Consider the following 17,273-nt stretch of genomic DNA (forward strand, 5'->3'; position numbering starts at 1 on the left):
CTCCCCCGCCCAGGGCAACGCGGGGTCACCTACGGCCCATCCCGGGCCCCATCCTGGGCGCGAAGTGACCCCGCGTTGCTTGGTGGAGGGGGCCGTGCGGAGGGCGTCACGTGCCGAGATATTCGCCACTAAAGGCTGGGCAGCAAACATCAAACGTCTAACCTTTGGGTATGGCTACGAGCACGGCGGCGTCCGCCCTTCCCCAGACCGCACCTCCTGCCGTCACAGCACCTCCCGCCGTCGTGCGCGCACCGCGCGGCGTGGTCATCGCCGGCGTCGTCGCGATCGTCCTGATTGGGCTCAACCTGCGCGCCGGGATCACCGGCGCCGCCGCGCTCCTGCATGACCTGCAGGCGGTCCTGGGCTACGGGCCGCTGATCGCCGCCGTCATCCCCTCGATCCCGACGCTGTGCTTCGCCGTGGCCGGAGCCGCGACGTCGTGGCTCACCCGGCTGCTGGGGCTGGAGAAGGCGATCCTGCTCTCCCTTGTGCTGCTCGCCGCCGGGCTGCTGGTCCGCGGGATCCCCTCCACCGGCATGCTGATGGCGGGCACCGTCGTCGGGATGTCCGGGCTGGCGATCTGCAACGTGGCGATGCCGTCCTTCATCCGGGTCCATTTCGCGCACCGGACATCGCTGATGACGGCGCTGTATACCGTGACCATGACGACGGGAGCCACCGTCGTGGCCGTGCTGATCGTCCCTCTGGCACAGCAGCTCGGCTCGCCCTCCGCCGGCGTCGGGGCGATAGGATTCCTGGCGCTCGGCGCCTGCCTCGGCTTCCTGCCGATCGCGCTGCACGCCCACCGCAACGCGCCCGCCGTCAAGGCCGGCCGGGTGTCACCGTGGCCGCTGCTGCGGACCCGCACGGGTGTGCTAATCACACTCGGCTTCACGGTCCAGGCCCTGCTGGCCTATGCCGTGCTCAGCTGGTTCCCCTACATGCTGGTCACCCTCGGCCTGACGGCCTCCGAGGGAGGGCTGATGTTCGGCCTGATGCAGCTGGTCTCCGTCCCGGCCGGCATGGTTCTGGTGGCGATCGGCTCTCGTCCCCGGATGCAGCGCACCGCCTTCTACCTGGCCACGGTCACGATGGCGGCGGGGGTCCTGTCCATGCTCGTCCTGCCGGTCTCCTGGGCGCCGCTGACCGCCGTGCTGCTCGGCTTCGGGCTGGGCATCTTCCCGCTCGTGATGGTGATGATCAGCCGCAGCGGCCGCACCACCGCCGAAACCACCGCACTGTCCACGGTCGCGCAGTCCGCGGGCTACCTGCTGGCGACACTGGGCCCCTTCGGGATGGGGCTGCTGCACAGCGCCACCGGTTCCTGGACGCTGCCGTTGATCCTGCTGCTCGCCGTCGCCCTGGGCCAGATCGCCGTCGGGCACCTGCTGACGGCCAGGACCAAGGTTCCCCGGCCACCGGAGCCGCAGCCTGCCGAGGCGTCGACTGCCGGGCCGCGGCCTGCCGGGGCCTCCAGCCTGGCCTCCGCCCGAGAGGGACAGTCATGACACTCACCACATCGCACCGGCCGCCGCTGGCGGAGGAAATCACCGCCAAACTGCGGGAGCTGATCCATTCAGGCGAATGGCCGCTGCAGCAGCGGATCCCGGCGGAACCCGAGCTGATGGCCGCCCTCGGCGTCTCGCGGGGCACGCTGCGCGAAGCGATCAAAGCCCTCGCCCACAGCGGCATGCTGGAGGTCCGGCGCGGGGACGGCACCTACGTCCGCGCCACGAGCGAGATCTCCGGCGCCGCCCAGCGCATGTACCGGGACCACTCGCAGGTCCACATCCTGGAGGTCCGGGTCGGCCTGGACACCCAGGCCGCCCGGCTCGCCGCCCGCCACGCCACCGCCGACGACGTCGACGCTATGCGCGGACTGCTCGAGGCCCGCCGGATCGCCTGGCTGGCCGAGGACTACGCCGGCTGGGCCCGGGCGGACTGGGACTTCCATGTCCACGTGGCGCAGGCCTCGGGCAATCCGCTGCTGCACGAGCTGTACGTCAGCTTCGGCGTCGTCTTCCACGCCGACCTGCTCCGGCAGCAGGGCCGTTCCGGCTTCAACGGCCTCCCGCACGAAGGCCACGACGCACTCGTCGACGCGATCGCCGCGCACGACGAAACGGCCGCCGTCGAGAGCGTGCACCGGAACCTGAACTCCTGCGCGGAGTGGATCCAGCAGTAGCTGCCCCGCCGAGCACAAAGGCCCCCGCACCGGAATCCCGGTGCGGGGGCCTTTGATGTCACGCTGAACCACGGCTAGCTCGCCGTCGGCTGACGTGTCCCATAGTCAGCGTGCAGGACGCGTGCGCGATTAGCGTGCGAGGCCCGCGAAAACGTTCTTGGGACGCTGCATTTCGCCGTGCCTGGCGCCCAGCACAATCACGGTGCCGGCAAAGACCGGGATGGCCCACTGCAGGATCTTCAACTGCTGCTGTGCGGAGCGAAGTTCCTCGGAGGCGCCGGGCTTGGGCTCGGTGGCCCCCATGGCACCTTCGCTGGCGAGCTTGTCCACCTTGGCGCCCTGGAGCCCGGCGTACAGGCTCACGCCGGCGCCGGCGAGGGTGACAACGGACTTGATGACGCTCAGGCGCGCGACGCCGTCCTGCTTGGCCATCCGGCCCTTGTTCTCCCACATGATCGCGAGGCCGGAGAGGAAATGCGCGCCGAAGGCCGCCGTCTGCACGGGGGCCCATTTCTTCCAGCCCAGGCTGGAGAGCCGGGTGCGTTCGGCCGGATCCTTGGCTTCCGCCGTCGCACCGTTCAGCCCGATGGCGCCCATCAGCGAACCGCCGAACCAGGCACCCGCCGTCAGGTCGTGGATGGATCGGGCAACAAGATTTCCTGCCATGTTGAGCTTCCTATCGTCTGAGTTAGAAACCGGAACAGTCGTGGCCCATGAAAGGCCACGTCCCGGCTATGGTAAGCACACTTATGAAAAAGTTGGTAGTTCCGGGGATGCGCCCCCCCTGAGTAGACTCGGCGGCATGGAATCACCGGGGCCACACGGCCAGCCAGCGTCCGGCGCTGCGCGCGGCGAGACTCTCGGCGGAGCCCTTGGCGCGGCCGCCGGCGGCGCTGCCGACGCCGCGGAGTCCGCCTCGGACAGCGCGGCGCTCGACGTCGTCGCCCGGTCAGGCTTCGCCGTGATGGCACTGCTGCACGTCGTGATCGGCGCGATTGCGGTGGCCCTGGTCCTGGGCGCCCCCGGCCAGGCCGAGCCGACCGGGGCGATCGAACAGCTCGCGGCCAACCCGTGGGGTCCGGCGGTCATGTGGGCCGGGTTCATTGCCTGCGCCGGGCTCTCCCTGTGGCAGCTGAGCGAGGCGACGCTGCGGGCCAGGCACCTCCCGCGGCGGCAGCGGCTCGGCAAGCTCGTATCCTCCGGCTTCCTCAGCATCGCCTACGGCAGCGTGGGGCTCAGCTTCGCGGCCTTCGCGCTGGGCAACCGGGGCGATTCGGGCGACTCGACCCGGGACTTCAGCACCGCCCTGGTCCGCAGCCCCTTTGGGGTGCCGGCACTGATCGGCCTGGGCCTGACCATCATCGGGATCGGCGTGTACTTCATCGTCAAGGGCGCGGGAAAGAAGTTCAAGGAGGAGCTGCGCCATTTTGAGGGGATGCGCCGGGGCCGGCTGATCAGCGGCCTGGGCGTCACCGGCCACATCGCCAAGGGGGTGGCGCTGATCCTGACCGGCCTGCTGTTTGTCATCGCGGCCGGCACCAACGATCCCGGTTCGTCCACGGGACTGGACGGCAGCCTCAAAGCCCTGCAGGACCACCCGTTCGGCCCCGTCCTGCTCCTGGCGATCGGTGCGGGCTTCATCGCCTACGGGCTGTTCGCGCTGGTCCGGGCACGCTTCGGGCGGATGTAGCCCGGCGGAGGTCGCCGGACGGTCAAACACGCCGCACGCGGCCCGGCGGAGGTCGCCGGACGAACAAGCCCGGCGCACGCTGCCCGACGTCGGCTGCCCGGCAGCTACCCCGCGGCCTTCCGCAGCGGGACGACGTCGCCCTCCTGATACAGCAGGGCCCGGACCTCGGATTCGGCGGAGTCCATCCGCTTCGGATCGATGGTCTCGCCCGCGGCGAAGTGGTCCAGCAGCCGCGGGTCCACGTAGCTTTTCCGGGCGATCGACGGCGTGTTGCCGAGGACGTCGGACGCGTCCAGCATGGCGCGGCTCACCGCCCTCTTCCGGGCGGCCACCTTGGGCTGCGGACCGCTCTTCGCCAGGCTGGCGGCCGCGGCCACCGTCCCGCGCAGGGTGCGGAAGTCCTTGGCGGTGAAGTCCTGGCCAGTGCGCTCCTTGACGTAATCGTTGATGTCCGAGCTGGACACCGGGCGCCAGCTCCGGCCGTCCTTGTAGGCCAGCAAGCGGGCGTTGCCGCCGCGGCGCTTGAGCTGGCGCACGACGGCGGCCAGGTCGGCGTCGTGGATCCGCGATTCCCAGTTCTTGCCGCTTTTGGCGGGGAAGCTGAGCCGGAGTTCGTCCTTGCGCACGCCGACGTGGGCGCAGAGCAGGGTGGCGAGGCCGTGGCTGCCGTTTTCATTTGTGTAGCGCTCGGAGCCGACCCGCAGCGAGCCGCTGTCCAGCATCCTGAAGGCGGCGGCCAGCACGCGCTCCCGGGTGAGGCCCTCGGAACGCAGGTCCATGGTGACGAGCCGGCGCGCGGCGGGCAGGGTTTCGGCGAGCTGGATGGCGCGGTCGAACTTGAGCCGGTCCTTCTTTTCGCGCCAGCCCGGGTGGTAGATGTACTGGCGCCGGCCGACGGCGTCGAGCCCGGTGGCCTGGATGTGCCCGTTGTCGTACGGTGCAATCCAGACATCCGTCCACGCCGGCGGGATGCCGATGCTTTCCAGCCGCTCGCGCACCGGCCCGGGCGGCAGCGTGGAGCCGTCCAGGTCTTTGTAGCTGAAACCGGTTCCGGCCGGGACCCGGCGGTAGCCGCGGCCGGACGCGTTGCTGCGCCGGAGCCTCATCGGCCGGCTCCGGCTCGGCGGGCTCCTGGTCCGGCGGTTGTGCGGGTTTCTGGCATGTGCTGCTCATCCATGAAGGTAAGCGTACTGACCAAACCCGAATTCCCCCCACCCACACCAAACAACGCGGGGTCACCAACGGCCCATATTCCCCTCCGGGATGGGCGCGATGTGACCCCGCGTTGCTGTTCGGTGCGGTGGTGACGGTGGGTGGGTGCGGGGATCAGACCTCTACGGCTACCCCGCCGCGGGAGATTTCCACCATGTCCTCGCGCGGGACCACCTTGACGCGTTCGCGGACGAGGCCGTCCGTGCCGGCGCCGGCGCTGGCCTTCTCGCCCAGGGACCGCTCGTGCGCGTCCAGGGCCAGCCAGCCTTCCCAGCTGGTGTACTGCACGCCGCGGTTCTCCAACAGTTCGACGATCGTCTCCGGGGCGGGTGCCGCGGCCAGCGGCAGGTTCGCGCGGTCCTCGAGCAGGTAGGTCACGGTCTCCAGGGCATCGCCCTTGGTGTGCCCGATCAGGCCGACCGGGCCGCGCTTAATCCAGCCGGTCGCGTAGATGCCCGGCACGTGGGCGCCGGAAACGTCCAGGACTCGGCCGCCGTCGTTCGGCACGACACCCCTGCTGTGGTCGAACTCCACCTCGGGCAGCGAGGAGCCGAAGTAGCCGATGGCGCGGTACACGGCCTGGACCGGGTAGTCGATGATCTCACCGGTGCCCCGGGCGCGGCCGGTGCCGTCCAGCTCGGTGCGCTCGAACTTGATGCCGGCGACGCGGCCGGGAGCACCGGCTTCGCCGGTTTTGTCCCCGTACACCTCGACCGGGCTGTGCAGGAAGTGCAGGTGCAGGCGGCGGGAGGCCGTGAGCTCGGCGAGGTCCTCGGGCTGCTCCGCGATCCAGTTGGTGAGCGTGCCAACCATGGTCTTGGTCTGGTTGTTGCTCTGAATCTGCCGGTCCGATTCGGCGTCGAACTCGAAGTCCTCGGCGTACAGGATGATGTCGACGTCCTTGGAGTGGGACAGCTCGCGCAGCTCCAGCGGGGTGAACTTCACCTGGGCCGGTCCGCGGCGGCCGAAGACGTGCACGTCCGTGACCGGGGAGGACTTCAGGCCGGCGTAGACGTTGTCCGGGATTTCGGAGACCAGGAGGTCATCGGCGTGCTTGGAGAGCATCCGGGCGACGTCCAGGGCCACGTTGCCGTTGCCGATCACCGCGATTTCCCTGGCGTCCAGGGGCCAGTCACGGGACACGTCCGGGTGTCCGTCGTACCAGGAGACGAAGTCGGCGCCGCCGTAGGAGCCCTCGAGTTCGATGCCGGGGATGTTCAGGTCCGCGTCCTTGATGGCGCCGGTGGCGAAGATGACGGCGTCGTAGTGCGTGCGGAGGTCCTCGAGCGAGAGGTCCGTGCCGTAGTCGACGTTGCCGAAGAAGCGGATGTCCCCGCGGTCCAGGACCTTGTGCAGCGCGTTGACGATGCCCTTGATGCGCGGGTGGTCCGGGGCCACGCCGTAGCGGATCAGTCCGTAGGGCGCCGGGTAGCGGTCGAACAGGTCGATGCTGACCGTGAGCTCGCCGCTCCTGACGGCCTCGCTCTTGGTCAGGATGTCCGCGGCGTACACCCCGGCGGGTCCGGAGCCGACGACGGCGATCCGCAGCGGGCGGGCAGCAGTTCCTACAGGGGTGATCGTTGACACGGCTGTGTTCCTTCGTTCTTCTGCATCCGTTGCTCCACAACTGCCCTTTTCGGGGTTGATAACGGCAGTTTTGGAGCAATCGACGGGGTTTAGGGGTCAGTGCGCGGGTCTAGGGGGTCAGTGCGCGGGTCTGGGCGGTCTGGGGCGTGCGGGGGGCGTTCGGTGCGGTGGTGCTGTAGTCCGCGGTCCTGAAGTGCGACGGCGCAAACGGGCTGACGCGGACGACGTCACCGATCACGATCACGGCGGGGTTCGCGACCCCTGCTGCCTCCGCCTGGTCCGCGATGGTCCCGAGCGTTCCGATGGTCACCCGCTGGCTCGGCAGATAACCATTCTCTACGATGCCAACAGGCGTCCCCGCTGGCAAACCGGCGCGGCCCAGCGAGGCCGCGGAATCCCGCAACCGGCCCACGCCCATGAGCAGGATCACGGTATGGTCGGCCCGGGCGGGGACTTCGGAGAGCTCCTCATGGCCGGTGACGACGCTGAAGCCCTTGGCCAGGCCGCGGTGCGTGACGGGGATGCCGGCGGCCGCCGGGACCGAGATGGCGGAGGTGACGCCGGAGACCACTTCGACCTCGACGCCGTGCTGCCGGCAGAACTCGGCTTCCTCGCCGCCGCGGCCCAGCACGTACGGGTCGCCGCCCTTGAGCCGGACCACGCGGTGTCCTCGCAGGGCTTCGTCGACGAGGATGCGGTTGATCCCGGACTGCGGGACGGGGTGGTGGCCGGGGGTCTTGCCGACCTCGATCACGCGGACGTCAGGCGCGAGTTCGCTGAGCAGTTCGCGCGGGCCCAGACGGTCCGCGACGACGACGTCGGCCTGGCCCAGCAGCCGCCGGCCGCGGACGGTGATGAGCCCGGAATCCCCGGGTCCGCCGCCGACGAGTGCCACACTGCCGGCGGATGCATCGGCCGGGGCACGGCGCCGGCGCAGCGGCAGGTCCCCGGTTTCCAGGGCGGTGGCGACGGCGTCGCGCAGCGCCATGGCCCGGCGTGGGTCTCCCCCGGCGTTCACGGCGATCTTGACGTCATCGACGACGGCGACGGCGGGCGTCCAGGCGGCGGAGGCCTCGTGGTCGGAGGCGTTGACGCACCAGATCCGCTGCGCCTCGGCGTCGGCGGCTACCTGCGCGTCGACAGCCGGTTCGCCGGTGGCGGTCTGGACGAACCAGACGCCGTCGACGTCGGACGGGCGGTAGGTGCGGTTCTCCCAGGTGAGCAGACCGGCGTCGGCGAGGCCGGCCAGGGGCGGGCAGGCCAGGGGCGCGACGACGGTGACGCGGGCGCCGGCGTCAAGCAGTCCCTTGGCGCGGCGTGCAGCGACCGGGCCGCCGCCGACCACCAGCACGGGGCGGCCCAGGAGGCGCAGCGCCGTGGGGTAAATGTCCTGAATTGCCATGCATCGACGATAGGGCGGCGTGATGGGCCGGAACAACGGTGCGGAAACACCCGTTCACGCGGGGTAACGCCGCGTCACACAGCTGTCGCGCTCAGGGCAACCTCAGAGCCGGGTAATGCCGGCGCAGGGCCCCGGTCTTGAACTACCGCTGGTACTTTGTTTGCTCCTCGTCCGAGCGCAGGGTTTCGAGACATGCCAGGAACCGGGCCGCGGTTGGAAGCGCGACTGGTGGGCCGTCGCTTGGGGATGGGGCGACCCTGTCGCCGTCCGGGGGCACTTTGATGTCCGGAACAGCCACTGCGTGCCCAGCTGACGGCGTGTAAATGTGCCCCCGTTCGGCGGCGGCTGGGCGGCCATGGGCCTATTTCACTGCGATGAGTTCGATGAGTCTGATGTCGGGGTCCTTGGCCAGCAGGACGGGTCCGTGCTGGCCAAGGGCGGCCGGGATGGCGCCGTTGAGGTGGGTCTGCCGGTCCTCCTCGGTGTCGAAGGTGTCAAAGATGCCGAACGTGTTTTCGTTGACCCGGAAGGCGTACCAGGTCCGGGTGCCAGGCTCCGTCAGAACGATCTCCCGGCCACCGTTGAGGAAGTCCCAGACGTCCTCCTCCTTCCCCGGCTTGGCCTCGACCAGTGCCAACACTCCGTATTTTGGCGCCACGGCTGTCTCCTCAGAATTGGCTGGATCGGCCGGGGACCGGCCTATAGCCGCGAGTGTAGGCCGGTCCCGGGGTCCGGACAAGGCGTTGCTGGGAGGGCCCCTCGCCCGGCAACAAGACGTTCCAGTTAGCGACGCAGGACGACCCGCTCGACCAGCCAGCCCACGGGTCCAAAGCGTGGCGCTGGGCCCTGGGCAGACAACAGCAACGCGGGGTCACTTAGCGCCGATAAACCTGGGGTCTATGGGCGCTAAGTGACCCCGCGTTGCTGGGTGGGGGTGGGGTTAGCGGGTGCTGCCGCTCAGGAGGCCACGACGGCGGAGCAGGCGCTTTTCGACCGGGGCGAACACGAGCAGCTCAATTAGGATGCCGACGGCGAGGATCAGCAGGATCGCGGCCATCACCACCGTCATGTCGGACAGCACGCGGCCCTGGTCCAGGAGCGAGCCGAGTCCGAAGCCGATGGTGCCCCCGACGGCGATGATTTCCGCGGCCATCAGCGAGCGCCAGGAGAAGGCCCAGCCCTGCTTGAGCCCGCCCAGGTAACCCGGCAGCGCAGCCGGGAGGATGATCTGCAGCGCCAGCTGCAGGCGGGACGCGCCCAGGACCTTCCCGACGCTGCGGTACTGCGGCGGGATCTGGTCCACGCCGGAGATCAGCCCGTTGATGATCGAGGGGATGGCGCCCATGAACACCACGAAGTACACGGTGGCGTCGGTGAGGCCGAACCAGATGATCGCCGCCGGCACCCAGGCCACGGACGGCAGCACCTGGAGCCCGGAGATCAGCGGGCCAAACGCGCGGCGCAGCGGCGCGACCTGGGCAAGCAGCAGCCCGACGGGGGTCGCGATGGCCACGCTGATCAGGAACCCGACGAGCCCGCGCTGCAGCGAGGTCCACACCGCTTCCTGCAGTTTCCCGTCGTGCCAGAGGGTTCCCAGCTGGCCCAGCACATCCAGCGGGCCGGGCACCAGGTCCTGCCTCTTGATGCCCAGGGACACGTAGAGCTGCCAGATGATGACGAGCACCGCCAGCGCGGCAGCCGGCAGCAGGATCCGGCTCCAGTCGACGCGGGCCTTGCGCTCGGCGTCGGACTGCAGCGAGTCCAGGCCGGCCTCGAGCTCGCGCAGGTCGGCCGGGCCGGTGGAGGACCGGGTCAGGGCCGCTGTTATGTGGCGGGTCTCGTCGGGCTCCACCAGCGGCGTTGCTTTATTTGGCATGGCGGCGGATCTCCTCGCGCAGCCGTGCGGTGATTTCGCCGGTGAGCTGGCCGGCCAGTCCGGCGTCGGTTCGGTGCTGCTCGCTGACGTGCCATTCCCGCACCACGCGGCCGGGCCGGGAGGAGAGGAGCAGCACACGCTGGCCCAGGCGGACGGCTTCGCGCACGTTGTGGGTGACAAAAACGATGGTGCGGCCGGTTTCCTTCCAGATCCGTTCCAGTTCGTCATGCAGCAGGTCGCGGGTGATCGCGTCCAGCGCGGCGAACGGCTCGTCCATCAGCAGCAGCTGCCGGTCCTGGGCCAGTGAACGGGCCAGGGCGACGCGCTGGCGCATTCCGCCGGAGAGTTCGTGCGGGCGCTTATCCCCCGCCCCGCCCAGGTGCACAAGGTCCAGCAGTTCATTCGACTTAACCCGGCGCTCGGCCTTGCCGACGCCGCGCAGCTTCAGGGCCAGCTCGATGTTCTCCCGCGCAGTCAGCCAGGGGAACAACGCCGCGTCCTGGAACATAAACGCGGCACCGTCGCTCGGCACCTCCAGGGCGCCCGACGTCGGCGCCTCCAGTCCCGCCATGATGTTCAGCAGGGTGGACTTGCCGCAGCCGGACGCACCGAGCAGGGCGACGAACTCTCCCTGCCCGATGGTGGCGTTGACGTCGTCCAGCACCGGGGCGCCGGCGCCGAAGCGCTTGCCCAGGTTTTCCAGTACGACTGGCATGGTCACGTCCTTACTTCTGTTGGCGGGCCGGGGATAGGAACTGGTTAGTCCCTGCCCAGTCCCTGCGCTGAGATCTTCGTTCCCGTGGTGCCCTCGCCGAGGACGCTGTTCAGCGCCGTGAGGTCGAAGATGCCAGTGATGTCGGCCTGTTTGGTGGTGCCGGCGTCGACACCGTCCCGGAGCAGCTTCTGGTACGTTCCGGCGAGCGGGTCGACGGTGAAAACGATGTTCTTGAGCGACCGGTCCATCACGTCAGCGGTCAGGGCTGCCCCGGCTGAGTCCTTGAGCGCGGCGTTAAGGACCGTGGACTTCTCCGCCGCGGGGGCGGCGTTGAGCCAGTCCACGGATGCGACGTGGCCCTTCAGCAGTGCCGTAACCGTCTCGGGGTGCGCGGCGGCGAAGTTCTTGTTGACGATCAGGACGGTGGTGATGAATTCGCCCTTCTCCCACAGGTCCTTCTCGTCGACCAGGACCTTCGCGCCGGCCTGGAGCACCAGGCGGGAGGCCCAGGGCTCCGGCAACCACGCGCCGTCAAGCTTTCCGTCCTGGAACAGTTTCAGCGTCTGGGCATTCTCGGTGGGGTTAATGGCTACGTCGCCGCTGCCGTCGGTATTGGTCTTATAGCCCTGCTGGCCGAGCCAGGCGCGGAGAGCCACGTCCTGGGTGCCGCCGAGCTGCGGGGTCGCGAGCTTCCTGCCCGCCAGGTCAGCGGCCGAGGTGATCTCCGGTTTGACCACCAACTGCGCCCCGCCGGACGCGGCGCCGGCGATGATGCTGACCGATTCGCCCCTGCTCTTGACATAGGAGTTGATGGCCGGGTTCGGGCCGATGTAGGTGGCGTCGAGGGCGCCGGCGTTGAGGGCCTCGATCGCGGCGGGGCCTGCGTTGAAGACCTGGGTGCTGAGCCGCGTGTCGCCGAGACTCTTCGCGATGATGCCCTGGCTGGTGCCGATGAGGGCCGGGGCGTGGGTGATGTTGCCGAAATAGCCGAGCTTGAGTTCGGCAGCCGGGCCAGCCGCGGGGGCCGCGGCAGCGGCGTCATTGGTACGGGACAGCGTGGACGCGACGGCGGCGCCGGCGCCGATCAGCAGCACGAGGCCGGCCGCCAGACTGATCTCCAGCGTGCGCCTGGGCTTGGCCGATTCGCCGGCGACGATCCGGGTGGTCCCGGGAGTGGTCCCGGGCGTCCGGCCGGGGGTGGTCCCGGGCGTCCGGCCGGGGGTGGTCCCGGGCGTCCGGCCGGGGGTGGTCCCGGGGGTGGGGTGATCCGATGGAAATGACATGCGGGAAAGTCCTGTTCCTGGGGGTGGGGGCCGGGCAGGTGGTCAGCGCCGGCGACATCGCCCCAGGGGTACCCGGCTGGCGGGGCCTTGGGAGGGCAGTTCCGTGGTTGTCATGGCTTCACCATAGGGACTGCGCGGAAGACGGTTCAACGGCCCGGAAACCCGGGGTCACGCGGGTTCATGCAGCGTCATATGCGGGCCTATATGCGGCCCGCAATCCGGGCCTGCTGCGGATTTAGTGCGGCTTAGTCGCCTTTGACGTTGACGAGCTGCCGGAGCTTGTGCCGTATCTTTACGAGGTCCGCGGAGTCGCGCATCACCGTGTCGATGGGTTTGTAGGCCGCCGGGATTTCGTCGATGAAGGCCTTGCTGGGACGGAACTCGATGCCTTCCATGGCGGCCTTCAGCTGGGCCAGGGTAAAAATCCTCTGCGCGGCGTGCCTGGAGTATTCTCTTCCGGCGCCGTGCGGCGAGGAGTTCAGCGACTCCCGGTTCCCCAGGCCCACCACAACGTAGGACGCGGTGCCCATGGAGCCGGGAATCAGCCCCGGGTCCCCCGCCTCGGCCCTGATGGCTCCCTTGCGGGAGACCCAGACTGACTTCCCGTAGTGGTGTTCCTTCGCGGTGAAGTTGTGGTGGCAGTTGATGCGTTCGGCCTCCCGGACGGAGCCGCCGGTCCAGGATTCAAACTGCCGGACCACCCGGTCCATCATCTCCTCGCGATTCAGCAGGGCAAAGTGCTGGGCCCAGCGGAGCTCCCTGATGTAGCGGTCGAACTCGGGGGTGCCCTCCTCGAGGTAGGCCAGATCCGGATGCGGCAGGGCGATGTGCCGGCTCCGCGTCATGCTCCGGGCCTCACCGATGTGCCGCTGGGCGAGTTTGTTGCCGACGCCGCGGGAGCCGGAATGCAGGAACAGCCACACGGCGTCCGTTTCATCCGCGCACACCTCGATGAAGTGGTTGCCCGAGCCCAGCGACCCCAGCTGCAGTGTCCAATTCGCGGCGTACTGGCCCGGGTCGAATTGTGCCTTCGCTGCCAGCCGCCGCAGCTGGTCAATCCGGGGTGCGGCGGTGGCGCTGATCCTGTGGTTGAAGTGGCCGGCGGACAGCGGAACGGCGTGCTCGATGCCCTCCCGCAGCCGTTTGAGGTCCCGGGGCAGATCCTTCACGGCATACTGCGTGCGGACGGCGATCATGCCACAGCCGATGTCAACGCCCACTGCCGCCGGGATGACGGCGCCCAGCGTGGGGATGACGGACCCCACGGTGGCACCCAGGCCCAGATGGGCGTCCGGCATCAGCGCAAGATGCGGATAGATGATGGACAGCTGCGCCGTTGCCAGGGCCTGCTCTCGGGTCTTGTCATCCAGGATCGACGCCCAGCTGAACAGCTTGCTGTTGATACGCTCCACGGCCTGTCCTCCCGGCGGGATAGGGCGAAACCATGGCCACAGGGCGGCGGTGTCAAACCCCAAGGCTTGGCTCAGTTGGCGTCCAGCAGCAATTTTGCCGCCGCTGCTGCCATTCGCGTGTGGTCGTGGGCTGCACCGGGAACCACTACCAGCGACCAATTGAATTCTCCGCTGTCCCCAGCCGCGTCCCTGGCTGCCTGATAGAAGTTCAATCCGCGTGTGAGCCTGTTGTCTCCCTGGGCATCGGTATTCCGGTCACGCTGAAGGAGAGAGTCCTTGGGATCGACATCGTCGGCGCCCAGCATCACGACAAGGGGACGCGCAAATGCCTCCCGCAATCCTTTGGACGAAAGGGGTGAATTTTTCAGTCCGTACGGGAATTCAATGCCCTGGTCCGGCATGGTGTACCAGCCTGCGTTTGCCGCAACGGCTACGCGCACATGGCTGTCCGGGGTGAACTCCATGAAACGGTGCACAAACTGGCCTCCTGCTGAGTGGCCAAAGAGGGCATAGTCGACGGCACCGCTGTTCGTATCCCGCACCACGGCACTAAAAAGAGCTTCCACCATGTTGAAGGTCCAGGCCTCCGGTGGATTGATGTTGCCGTCCTTGCCCAGAATGTTGCCCTGGTTATAGGAGGAAACCCCCGGGTATTCGTCTTTGGAGAATTCCAGCACCAGCAGCAGCGTGTTGCGATTCTCCACCAACGGCAGCCAGTCCTCCCGATAGGCTTCGCCATCGCGCTGCGCTCCCGTCATGACCATCAGAATTTGTGCCGAGGACGGATCATCCGGCGCCTGATACCAGACGCGTATGGGTTGGCCGGTCAGAGGCCCGGACCCGGAAAAGCTAAAATCCCCCTTTGTGGACGGCTTGATCATCGTGTCTCCTTGTTGGGATTCCTCTGAATTCGCGGGTTTGTCGCCTGCCGAGAGGGTGGCGACTGTAAGCACCGTGAACGATCCAAGGAGCAAGGCCAGCAGGGCCAGCAGGGCCCCGGGCCGCCGCTGGTGCCGATCTGGCTGGAGGAGTGGCGGGATCAATTCGGCGTCTCGAAGCAGCGGCAGGGCATTCTGGCGACGTTGCCCTGAATCTCAAGGGCCGGATGGATTGCCGGAATGATGCTCTGAATCTGAGGGGCGGAGCAAGGCTGGGTGAGGAACCCGGTCTCGACGTTGTCCGTCACGATGCACTTGATCGCCAGCTGGGCGGGAGCATCCTTGCTCATCTCCACGCTGAGCATCAGTCCCACCCCCGGCTTTCCGAAGGACTTGTAACGTCCGGCCGTGCCGAAAACGAAGTTGCCGATGCTGTAGGCGACCGGGACATCGCCGACAAATTCGATCTTGTCGACAATGTGCGGGCCTGTGCCCACAATCAGGTCGTAACCCGCATCCGCCATTACCTGGGCCCAGTGCCGTTGCTCCGCATTTGTGTCCGTGTAGTTGTCCCCCCAGTGCACATACGCGACAACCCAGTCAGCGCCGGCCGCCCGGGCGAGATCGTACCCGCGCTGGACGGTGGCAGGGCTCAGCACCACGGTGCCGGGGTTGGTCTCCGCGGCCTTTATAGCCTTGCCGAAATTCTCCCCGAGGGCGACGACGCCGACAGTGCCCATGTCAGTGCGAAGAATCAGGGGCCGCTCGGCCTCGGCCAGGTTGCGCCCCGCCCCGAAACTGGCCATCCCTTTGTCGCCCGCGAGCGTCATTGTCTCCTCAAGTCCTGGCAGTCCCATATCCATGGCATGGTTGTTGCCCAGTCCAAGGGCATCGATGCCCGCCCTGGACAGTGCCCCGGCTGCCTGCGGCTCTGCCCGGTACGAGTAGTTCTTTCCAGGATTCAAGGCCTGATCGTGGAGCGTTATCGGTGCTTCCAGGTTGGCGATGACAAAGTCTCCATCGATCAGTGGCGCCACCGCCGAGAGCGCTGCGTCAAAGCCGCGTGGATCCAGCATCGGAGTGGCTCCGTCACCCACCATGGTGTCCCCCAGGAACTGAACAGACCACCGCCCGTCAGTGACCAGGGCCGCAGAGAGGTCCACGGACTCTACGGCCGGGGCCGTATTATCCCCGTAGTTGGCCGCCAGGGCCCCGGTCCCGGTGAGGGAGACAGCCAACGCCACCACCATGAGGAATTTGTCGCGTGTTCTTGGCTTCATCACATGTCCCCTTCCAGGCTGGCTGCCTGCTTGTGGCGTTCCCCGCCCGCAGAATGCGGGGTACCGTCGCCGTCGGCGGCCAAGGCCACCGGCGCTACGAGGTTCGCCTCTAGCCATGCCCTGTCCCGGAACTCTTCACGCGAGATAACTTCCACTACGGCGCCTTTCGCCAGAACCACAACCTTGTCCGCCAGGGCGATGTCCTGGGGATCATGGGTGGCTAGCAGCACGGTCCCCTTAAATCTTGCCAACATCGCCGCGAAGGCCTTCCGTCCTGCCGCATCCAATCCAGAGGTCGGCTCATCCAGTAGCAGGATCGGTGGATTACCCATGAGCGCCCGGCAAACTGCTATCCGCTGCCGCTGGCTATGGGACAAATTCAGTCCGCCCTCGGTAATCCATGTCTGAAGGCCATAGGGAAGGTCCGGGAGCATCTCGTCCAGCCCGGATGCGGCAAGCACGCGCTCGACTTCCTCCGGGGGCGCCTGGGGGCAGGCATAAGTAAGGTTCCGCAGCAGCGAGCCGCGCATCAGCGGCAGGTCCGGGCCCATGGCTCCGATCCATCTGGCTGCAGATCGAAGCGTGGTTCTCCCAAGTACCTGTCCGTCGAGGACGAGGCAGCCGTGGTCAGGCTCTACCATCCTGGAGACCAGACCGAGCAGCGATGACTTGCCGCTGCCACCGTCTCCCGTCACAGCAACCACTTCACCCGGTTTGATCTTCAGATTCACATCCTGCAAGGCCCCGTCGACCGTCACCGACACAAACTCGATTGATCCTTTACGGATCTTCAGGGGCCCGAGGCCGCTTGCCTCCAGCTCCCTGCCCGAACTGCGAAGGTACTCCTTGATCTTGCCGACCGACACTTGAGCACGGTGCCAGTAATCGTGGGCTAATCCAAGGGTCCGGACCGGGCCGGAAAGCTGTCGGGTCACTACAACGAAGCCGACCACCAGGCCGATGCTCGCGGTGCCCTGCCGGACTTCAAACAGGCCTGCGGCGAGAACGGCTCCCAGGGCCACCAGAGAAAAGGCGGTCGCGACTCCGCGGAGGTAACCGCGGAGACGGGCAACCCTGATGAGGGCCCGCGTCAGCTCATCGTTCTGATGGGAAAGGCGGGCGTATTCTCCTGCGGAGCGCCCAAACACCTGAGCCACAGGTTGAGCATTCAGTTGCTCGTCGAGGTTGCTCATGACGAGGGAACGGCGTCGGCGCATGACGCGTGTCGCCTGGCGCATGCGACGCCCGGCGACGAAGGATGCAGCGGAGCCTGCGGACACGGCCGCGACGATGGCAAGTGCCATCCAGAAGTTCAGGAAGAAGAGGACCGTCAGGGTCCCACCCAGGACCATGGCGGCGATCAATCCGCCGAGCACCCCGCGGCTGATCCACATCCTGGTCATTGACAGGTCACCAAGGAATCTCAGGAGCAGGCCGCCTCGGGCCCTGCCCTGAAACTGCCGAGGTGTCATGCCTTGCAGGTGTTTGTACATCATCATTCGCAGATCCCTGACGATCTGGTAGCCGGCTGTTTCGGCGACGTTGAATCCGATGGCCCGCAGCCAGCCGTGCAGCAAGGCGACGACGCCAAGGATGACGGTTTGAGCCAGCGCCCAGCGCCACTGCAGGTCCGCAGCAGCACCGACCGTGACCGGGGTCAGGCTGTCCACGATGGACCGTAACAACAAAACAAAGGACACCAGCGTGACAACCTGGGCCAGGCCGATCGCCACAACCTTCACGAAGACAATAG

15 protein-coding genes are annotated in these 17,273 nt (G+C 67.7%); 3 read left to right on the top strand and 12 right to left on the bottom strand.

Going from position 1 to position 17,273, the window contains the following annotated elements; genetic code table 11:
- Nucleotides 1-170: 170 nt before the first annotated feature.
- Together ACZYZ3_RS03050 and ACZYZ3_RS03055 are read left to right on the top strand one after the other, a co-directional pair.
- Entirely contained in the window at nt 171-1,508 is a 1,338-nt protein-coding gene (locus tag ACZYZ3_RS03050; protein WP_463962364.1) for an MFS transporter, read from the top strand.
- On the top strand, nt 1,505-2,185 hold the full coding sequence (locus ACZYZ3_RS03055; RefSeq protein WP_463962365.1) for a FadR/GntR family transcriptional regulator: 681 nt from the start codon (nt 1,505-1,507) through the stop codon (nt 2,183-2,185). Before ACZYZ3_RS03050 ends, ACZYZ3_RS03055 begins: the two co-directional genes overlap by 4 nt.
- Before the next feature lie 129 nt (nt 2,186-2,314).
- On the opposite strand, the gene ACZYZ3_RS03060 is transcribed toward ACZYZ3_RS03055, so the two are convergent.
- Nucleotides 2,315-2,851, bottom strand: coding sequence for a hypothetical protein (locus ACZYZ3_RS03060; RefSeq protein WP_463962366.1), 537 nt, complete (start codon nt 2,849-2,851; stop codon nt 2,315-2,317).
- A gap of 136 nt (nt 2,852-2,987) precedes the next feature.
- Here ACZYZ3_RS03060 and ACZYZ3_RS03065 point away from each other — a divergent pair, with 136 nt between their 5' ends.
- Complete coding sequence (locus tag ACZYZ3_RS03065; RefSeq protein WP_463962367.1) at nt 2,988-3,875, top strand: DUF1206 domain-containing protein; 888 nt, start codon at nt 2,988-2,990, stop codon at nt 3,873-3,875.
- Between the two features lie 104 nt (nt 3,876-3,979).
- Here ACZYZ3_RS03065 and ACZYZ3_RS03070 read toward each other — a convergent pair whose 3' ends face one another.
- The 11 genes from ACZYZ3_RS03070 to ACZYZ3_RS03120 all read right to left on the bottom strand — a co-directional run bounded on the left by ACZYZ3_RS03070 (nt 3,980) and on the right by ACZYZ3_RS03120 (nt 17,253).
- Entirely contained in the window at nt 3,980-4,981 is a 1,002-nt protein-coding gene (locus ACZYZ3_RS03070) for a DNA topoisomerase IB (protein WP_463962368.1), read from the bottom strand.
- 220 nt (nt 4,982-5,201) lie between these two features.
- Entirely contained in the window at nt 5,202-6,674 is a 1,473-nt protein-coding gene (locus ACZYZ3_RS03075) for an FAD-dependent oxidoreductase (protein ID WP_463962369.1), read from the bottom strand.
- Between the two features lie 109 nt (nt 6,675-6,783).
- Entirely contained in the window at nt 6,784-8,076 is a 1,293-nt protein-coding gene (gene cobA / locus ACZYZ3_RS03080; RefSeq protein WP_463962370.1) for a uroporphyrinogen-III C-methyltransferase, read from the bottom strand.
- Between the two features lie 361 nt (nt 8,077-8,437).
- A complete protein-coding gene (locus ACZYZ3_RS03085; RefSeq protein WP_463962371.1) occupies nt 8,438-8,734 on the bottom strand; it encodes a putative quinol monooxygenase in 297 nt (98 codons plus the stop codon).
- Nucleotides 8,735-9,016: 282 nt separating this feature from the next.
- Nucleotides 9,017-9,952: an ABC transporter permease gene (locus ACZYZ3_RS03090; protein WP_463962372.1), complete on the bottom strand. Its 936-nt coding sequence runs from the start codon at nt 9,950-9,952 to the stop codon at nt 9,017-9,019.
- Nucleotides 9,942-10,667 (bottom strand): ABC transporter ATP-binding protein, encoded by a 726-nt coding sequence (locus tag ACZYZ3_RS03095; protein WP_463962373.1) that lies wholly within the window; start codon nt 10,665-10,667, stop codon nt 9,942-9,944. Before ACZYZ3_RS03095 ends, ACZYZ3_RS03090 begins: the two co-directional genes overlap by 11 nt.
- A gap of 44 nt (nt 10,668-10,711) precedes the next feature.
- Nucleotides 10,712-11,950: an ABC transporter substrate-binding protein gene (locus tag ACZYZ3_RS03100; protein WP_463962374.1), complete on the bottom strand. Its 1,239-nt coding sequence runs from the start codon at nt 11,948-11,950 to the stop codon at nt 10,712-10,714.
- 245 nt (nt 11,951-12,195) lie between these two features.
- Nucleotides 12,196-13,362 carry an RtcB family protein gene (locus ACZYZ3_RS03105; protein WP_463962375.1) on the bottom strand — a complete coding sequence of 389 codons (1,167 nt, stop codon included), beginning with the start codon at nt 13,360-13,362 and terminating at the stop codon, nt 12,196-12,198.
- A gap of 71 nt (nt 13,363-13,433) precedes the next feature.
- Nucleotides 13,434-14,243 carry an alpha/beta hydrolase gene (locus ACZYZ3_RS03110; protein WP_463962376.1) on the bottom strand — a complete coding sequence of 270 codons (810 nt, stop codon included), beginning with the start codon at nt 14,241-14,243 and terminating at the stop codon, nt 13,434-13,436.
- 158 nt (nt 14,244-14,401) lie between these two features.
- Complete coding sequence (locus tag ACZYZ3_RS03115) at nt 14,402-15,520, bottom strand: CapA family protein (protein ID WP_463962377.1); 1,119 nt, start codon at nt 15,518-15,520, stop codon at nt 14,402-14,404.
- Nucleotides 15,520-17,253, bottom strand: a complete 1,734-nt coding sequence (locus ACZYZ3_RS03120; protein WP_463962378.1) for an ABC transporter ATP-binding protein — start codon at nt 17,251-17,253, stop codon at nt 15,520-15,522. Before ACZYZ3_RS03120 ends, ACZYZ3_RS03115 begins: the two co-directional genes overlap by 1 nt.
- Nucleotides 17,254-17,273: the final 20 nt, after the last annotated feature.

It is taken from the genome of Pseudarthrobacter linnaei, from assembly GCF_055412825.1.